Raw genomic sequence first — 6,549 nt, forward strand, 5'->3', positions numbered from 1 at the left:
GCCTGAAGGGAGCCGCCTCCGCGCTTACGTTGGGAGTGTGGGTTTCGCTTCCGCAGCAGACCATGACGGCCGGGAGACGAAGACGGTGCACGGCACCCTGCCGCCGGGCTCCCCCGATTTCGTGTACGTCCCCGTCGAAGTCCCCTCCGGTGTACGGGAGATCAGGGTCGCGTACGCCTACGACAGGCCGTCCGTCCCGGCCGGCACCCCCGGCAACGCGCTCGACCTCGGCGTCTTCGACGAGCGCGGCACCGAGCTGGGCGGCCGGGGCTTCCGCGGCTGGTCGGGCGGGGCGCGGTCGGAGTTCTTCCTCCGTGCGGACGACGCCACGCCGGGGTACGTTCCGGGGCCGGTCGGCCCGGGGACCTGGTACGTCGCGCTCGGCCCGTACACGGTGGCCCCGCAGGGCCTGTCGTACGAGCTCACGGTCACGCTGACGTACGGGGCGCCGGGGACGGCCGTACCGCCGGTGTACCCGCCGCGGCGGGCGGAGGGGCGCGGCCGGGACTGGTACCGGGGCGACTGCCACCTCCACTCCTGGCACTCCGACGGCCGCCGCACCCCCGCCGGGATCGTGGCGGGGGCCAGGGCGGCCGGGCTGGACTTCATCAACAGCTCCGAGCACAACACCCACGCCTCGCACGCCCATTGGGCGGACCTGGCCGGCGACGACCTGCTGGTCGTGCTGGGCGAGGAGGTCACGACCAGGAACGGCCACGTCCTGGCCGTGGGGACCGAGCCCGGCACCTTCGTCGACTGGCGCTACCGGGCGCGCGAGAACCGCTGGGCCGGGTTCGCCCGGGACATCCGCCGGGCCGGCGGGCTGGTCGTGCCGGCCCATCCGCACGCCACCTGTGTCGGCTGCGGCTGGAAGTTCGGCTTCGCCGAGGCGGACGCCGTGGAGGTCTGGAACGGCCCCTTCACCCCGGACGACGAGGTGGCGCTGGCCGAGTGGGACAACACGCTGGTGGCATCGGTGCGGGAAGGCCGCGGCGGGTGGCTGCCGGCGATGGGCAACAGCGACGCCCACCGGCCGCCGGACGCGGTGGGCATGCCCCAGACGGTCGTCCTGGCCGACGACCTGACCCGCGAGGCGGTCCTGGCGGGCATCCGCGCGGGCCGCTCCTACGTGGCCGAGTCGCGGAAGGTGTCGCTGAGGTTCACCGCCACCGGCGGCCGGGGCGAGCGGGCGGGCATCGGCGAGCGGCTGCGCGTGGACCGGGACACCCCCGTGACCGTCCGCCTGGAGGCCTCCGGCGTCCCGCGCTGCACGGTCCGCTTCGTGACCGACCAGGGCGCGGTGCTGACCGGCGCTCCGCTGCCGGTCTCCGGATCGGGGGTCGTGGAGTGGCGTACGACGGCGGCCCGCGCGGCCTACGTACGGGCCGAGGTGCGCCACGAGACGGCGGCGGGCCCCGTGCCGGGGGTGATGGCGGCGTTCACGAACCCGGTCTTCCTGGGGGCGGACCGGGCCGGCCCGGTGTGCGAAGAGGATGTGTGGACCCTGTGACACGGGGCGCGACGGCCTGTGATCACCGTCTCCGGGAGCTGACGCATCTGCCGTGAACAAGGCAAACTGGCCTCTCGGTTGAGACGGTTCGGCAGGGGCCAGGGGGCAGCGATGGACGGTGTGCCGCGAGTACCGGAGCAGCGGAGTCCCGAGCAATCGGCGACGCTGCGCTTCGGCGTACTCGGACCGGTGCGCGCCTGGCGCGGGGAGGAGCCGCTGGCCACCGGATCCCCGCAGCAACGCGCCCTGCTGGCCGCGCTGTTGCTGCGCGAGGGCCGTACCGCGACCGCGGCCGAGCTGATCGACGCCCTGTGGGGCGAGGAGCCGCCGTCGCAGGCGCTGGCGGCGGTACGGACGTACGCCTCCCGGCTGCGGAAGGTCCTGGACGCCGGGGTGCTGGTCAGCGAGTCCGGCGGGTACGCCGTGCGGGGGCTGGGCGAGGGCGCGCTGGACCTGGCCGTGGCGCAGGAGTGGGCGGCCCGGGCCGAGAAGGCCCGGACGGCCGGGGACCTGTGCCGTGCGCGGGAGGTGCTGGGGCGGGCGCTCGCCCTGTGGGACGGGGAGGCGCTGGCCGGGGTACCGGGCCCGTACGCGGAGGCGCAGCGCGTCCGCCTGGAGGAGTGGCGGCTCCAACTCCTCGAAACCCGGCTGGACATGGACCTCGAACAGGGCTGCCACGCGGAGGCGGTCTCGGAGCTGACGGCGCTGACGGCGGCGCACCCTCTGCGCGAACGCCTGCGCGAGCTGCTGATGCTGGCGCTGTACCGCAGCGGCCGGCAGGCCGAGGCGCTGGCGGTGTACGCCGACACCAGACGCCTGCTGGCGGACGAGCTGGGCGTGGACCCCCGTCCCGAGCTGCGCGAACTGCAGCAGCGCATCCTCCGGGCCGATCCGGCCCTCGCCGAACCGTCCTCCCCGGCGGCCGAACCGGCGGCGGCTCCCGTCCGCCCCGCCCAACTCCCGGCGACCGTACCCGACTTCACGGGACGGTCCTCCTTCGTGACCGAGCTGGGCGAGGTGCTGTCCTCCGCCGAGGGCCGGGTGATGGCCGTCTCGGCGGTGGCCGGGATCGGCGGCGTGGGCAAGACGACGCTGGCCGTCCACGTGGCCCACCGGGCACGGGCCGCCTTCCCGGACGGCCAGCTGTACGTCGACCTGCAGGGCACCGGGCCGAGGGCGGCCGAGCCGGAGACGGTCCTCGGCTCCTTCCTCCGCGCCCTGGGCACGCCGGACGCGGCCGTCCCCGAGTCGCTGGAGGACCGGGCGGCGCTGTACCGCTCGGTCCTGGACGGCCGCCGGGTCCTGGTCCTGCTGGACAACGCGCGGGACGCGGCCCAGGTGAGGCCGTTGCTGCCGGGCACGGAGGGCTGCGCGGCGCTGGTGACGTCCCGGGTGCGGATGGTGGACCTGGCGGGCGCGCACCTGGTGGACCTGGACGTGATGAGCCCGGAGGAGGCCCTGCAGCTCTTCACGAGGATCGTGGGCGAGGAGCGGGTCGCCTCGGAACGCGAGGCGGCCCTGGACGTGGTGGCCGCCTGCGGCTTCCTCCCCCTGGCCATCCGCATCGCGGCGTCCCGGCTGGCCGCCNCCCGCCGTACGTGGACGGTCTCGGTCCTGGCGGCGAAACTCGCGGACGAGCGGCGGCGGCTGGACGAGCTCCAGGCGGGCGACCTGGCGGTCAAGGCCACCTTCGAACTGGGCTACGGCCAGCTGGAGCCGGCCCAGGCCCGCGCCTTCCGCCTGCTGGGCCTGGCCGACGGCCCGGACATCTCCCTGGCCGCGGCGGCGGCCGTGCTGGACCTCCCGGTGGACGACACGGAGGACCTGCTGGAGTCCCTGGTCGACACCTCGCTGCTGGAGTCGGCGGCCCCCGGCCGCTACCGCTTCCACGACCTGGTCCGCCTCTACGCGCGCGCGTGCGCGGAGCGGGACGAACACCCGCCGGGCGAGCGGGAGGCGGCGATGTCGCGGCTGTTGGACTTCTACCTGGCGACGGCGGCGGGGGTGTACGCGATCGAGCGGCCGGGGGACCGGCTGGTGGATCACCTCGCGCCGGCGGAGTACCCCGGGCTCGGGTTCCCGGATCGCCGGGCCGCCCGGGACTGGCTGTACACCGAGGCGAACTGCCTCCTCGCCACCGCCCGCCGGCCCGCGGACCGGCCGTCCATGCTGCGGCGGGCGATCGACCTGCTCTGGGCGGCGCTCGACATCTCCGAGTCGGGGGCGAACTCCAGGGAGTACGAGGCGACGGCGAAGGCGCTGCTCGACGCGGCCCAGCGGCTGGGTTCGGCCCGGGCCGAGGCCCGGGCGTTGATGACGCTGGCCCACGCCCATGTCGACGGCGGCCGCTTCGACATGGCGGACCGGGAGGCGGAGCGGGTGATCCGTCTCGCCGGGCAGACCGACGACCTCCTGCCCGCCTGCTGGGCCCGCAACGCGCGCGGCATCATCGCGCTGTACCAGAGCCGCAACGCGGACGGCGAGGAACACCTCTCCGAGGCCATCCGGCTCTTCCGGACACTGGGCGACCGCCCCGGCGAGGCCAGCGCGCTGTGCAACCTCTCCCGCATCCACCTGGCGACCGGCCGGACGCAGAGCGCGGTCGCCCTGGCCCAGCAGGGCATCGGCATCTACGACGCCATGGGCAACTCGATGCGGGGTGCGAACGGCCGCTACGCCCTCGGCATGGCCCTCACCCAGGGAGGCCGGCTCGACGGCGCCGCGGAACGGCTCCGGGAGGCCCTGGACGTCTTCCGCGACAGCCGTCAGCGGCTGTGGGAGGGCATGACCCTCTTCCGTCTGGCGGAGGTGGACATCGCCGCACAACGTCCCGCGCAGGCCGCCGCCAAGGCCGAGATGGCCCTGACGGTGCTGCGTGGCATCGGCGGTGAGTGGAGGCGCGGCAACGTGCTCACCGTGCTCGGTCACGCTCTCGCGCGCGTCGGGCAGACGGACCGCGCCCAGGTGTGCTGGCAGGAGGCCCTGCGCATCTACGAGGAGCTGGGCTCCCCCGAGGCCGCGGCGGTGCGTGAGCTGCTGAGCCCGGCCCAGGTGGCGTGAGGACATCGGCCCGGGTCCCCGGCGTTCATCATTCGTTTATCGTCTCGGGCCACTATCGAACCAGTCGATCCGTCGCGTCGGGGGGCAGATGGATCGCTGCGGGAGCCTCTCGCCGAGAACCGGTCCGGGAGGCTCGGGAAAGCCCGTCCGGGCACCCTCGGGGGAGTGACCGGGCGGGCTTCGCCGTCCTGTTGACGAACAACCAAGTGGAGCAAGCCCATGAGCGACAAGTCGGTCATCAAGCCGCAGGACATGCACGCCACCGGCACGACGGACACCGAGGCCGCGGCCGACGGCCTCCGGTCCGAGGACGGTGACGTGACCACGCAGGACATGCACGCCACCGACGAGCCCGTCACGACGAAGGACATGCACGCCACGTCGGAGCCCTTCAAGCCGGTCAGGTAACCCTCCTGGCACGGGGGCCCGGCCGCGGCGGCGCCGAGGGGGAGCCGCCGCGGCCGGGGAGGGGCACCCTCACGGTCGCCCTTCCGCCCGCCGGCACGTGGGCCCGCTCCCGTCGCGGTTTCTTCCTCGTGGCGCGGCTCAGCGGCCCCGCCGTCGCGTTCTCCGGATCCGGCCCTCTCGCGCCGGAACCGCTGCCGCCGTGACGACGTGCCGTCACGGCGGCGACTTTTCTGTCATGAGCACGCCATTGAATGGCGGCCCTCGCGCACCCGTCGTAGCGTCTTGTGCGGGAACGGTGACGAGTGCGCCGCCCACCTGGACCGACGGCCGCCGTCCGAGACCCCTTCCGTGCATCCGGTACGACGGCCGTCACCAGACCGACCAGTCACCGAAGCGCCCGCCGCCGGTCAGGCGGTCCGCGCCGTCCCCGTGCCCTTCTCCGCGTCCAGCGCGTACACGCACCGGTCCTTGCTGCACGCGTACACGACCCTGTCCCTGACCACCGGCGAGCCGGTGATCTCGCCGCCGGTGGCGAGCTTCCAGCGCAGGCGGCCGTCGTCGGCCTTCAACGTGTACAGCAGGTGGTCCGTCGAGCCGAAGTGGATACGGCCCTCGGCGACCGCCGGGGAGCCGACGATCTCGCCGCCCGCCTGGAAGCGCCACTTGGGGGTGCCGGTGACCGCGTCCAGGGTGTAGAGGCCGTTGCCGCTGCCGACGTGGACGTGCCCGGCGGCGACCAGCACGGGGTCGATCCCGGAGCGGGCCTCGGTGGCGATACGCCAGCGGTCGCGGCCGTCGGCGGCGTCCAGGGCGTAGACGGTGCCGAGGTAGTCGGCCAGGTACACCCCGCCGCCGGCCACCGCCGGACCCGGCGCGAAGGCCGGCGGGGACAGGAAGACCGCCGGGGCCTCGAAGTGCCAGCGGACGTGGCCGCCGGCGATGTCGACGGCGATGACGCGGGTGCCGGCCGAGACGTAGACGCAGCCGTCGGGCGCCGGGGTGACGCGCACCGGCACGCCGCCGCAGGAGGCCGCGTCGCCGATGGGGTAGGACCAGCGCTCCTCGCCGGTGCGGGCCTCCAGGGCGCGCAGGCGGGCGTCCTGCCAGACGTACACCGTGCCGTCGTGGACGACGGGGCCGGCCTCGGGGGACTCGAAGTCGGTCTGGCAGCCGGTGATCTCCCACAGCTTCTGGCCGCCGACGGCCTCCCAGGCCTGGACGCCGCCGCCGCGGGTGCCGGTGACGACCGTGCCGCGGTCGGCCTTGAGGGAGTACACCCAGGCGTCGGTCTGCAGCCGCCACAGGTCGGCGCCCTCGCGGGCGTCCAGGGCGAACAGGGTGGGCCCGTCGGAGGCGTGGACCCGGCCGTCGGCGACCACCATCGACCAGGCCACGTCCCGGGTCTTGAAGCGGCGCCGGCCGGTGGCCACGTCGAGGGCGTGCACCTCGAAGGAGGTGACGTAGACGAGGTCGTCGGCGACGGACGGGGTGCCCCAGACGTCGTTGGACATGCGGAAGCGCCAGGGACGCCAGCCGCTCGCGGTCTCCGGGAGCGCGGGCGGCGCCGCCGG

The 6,549-nt window shown here is 74.7% G+C and carries 3 protein-coding genes and 2 pseudogenes; 4 read left to right on the plus strand and 1 reads right to left on the minus strand.

What is annotated here, in order from left to right:
• Window positions 1-2: 2 nt before the first annotated feature.
• The 4 genes and pseudogenes from RH94_RS17245 to RH94_RS17255 all read left to right on the plus strand — a co-directional run bounded on the left by RH94_RS17245 (window position 3) and on the right by RH94_RS17255 (window position 4,978).
• Window positions 3-1,510 (plus strand): annotated as a pseudogene (locus tag RH94_RS17245) (CehA/McbA family metallohydrolase).
• Window positions 1,511-1,621: 111 nt separating this feature from the next.
• On the plus strand, window positions 1,622-3,097 hold a 1,476-nt coding region (locus tag RH94_RS43675; RefSeq protein ID WP_234425839.1), incomplete at its 3' end, for an AfsR/SARP family transcriptional regulator.
• Window position 3,098: 1 nt separating this feature from the next.
• Window positions 3,099-4,570 (plus strand): annotated as a pseudogene (locus tag RH94_RS43680) (tetratricopeptide repeat protein); the annotation flags it as partial.
• 219 nt (window positions 4,571-4,789) lie between these two features.
• Entirely contained in the window at window positions 4,790-4,978 is a 189-nt protein-coding gene (locus RH94_RS17255; protein ID WP_073948473.1) for a hypothetical protein, read from the plus strand.
• A gap of 407 nt (window positions 4,979-5,385) precedes the next feature.
• Here the strand turns inward: RH94_RS17255 and RH94_RS46155 are convergent.
• The coding region (locus tag RH94_RS46155) for an outer membrane protein assembly factor BamB family protein (protein WP_267893373.1) at window positions 5,386-6,549 on the minus strand (1,164 nt) is incomplete at its 5' end.

This window comes from Streptomyces kebangsaanensis (genome assembly GCF_001906585.1).
GTDB classification, from domain to species: domain Bacteria; phylum Actinomycetota; class Actinomycetes; order Streptomycetales; family Streptomycetaceae; genus Streptomyces; species Streptomyces kebangsaanensis.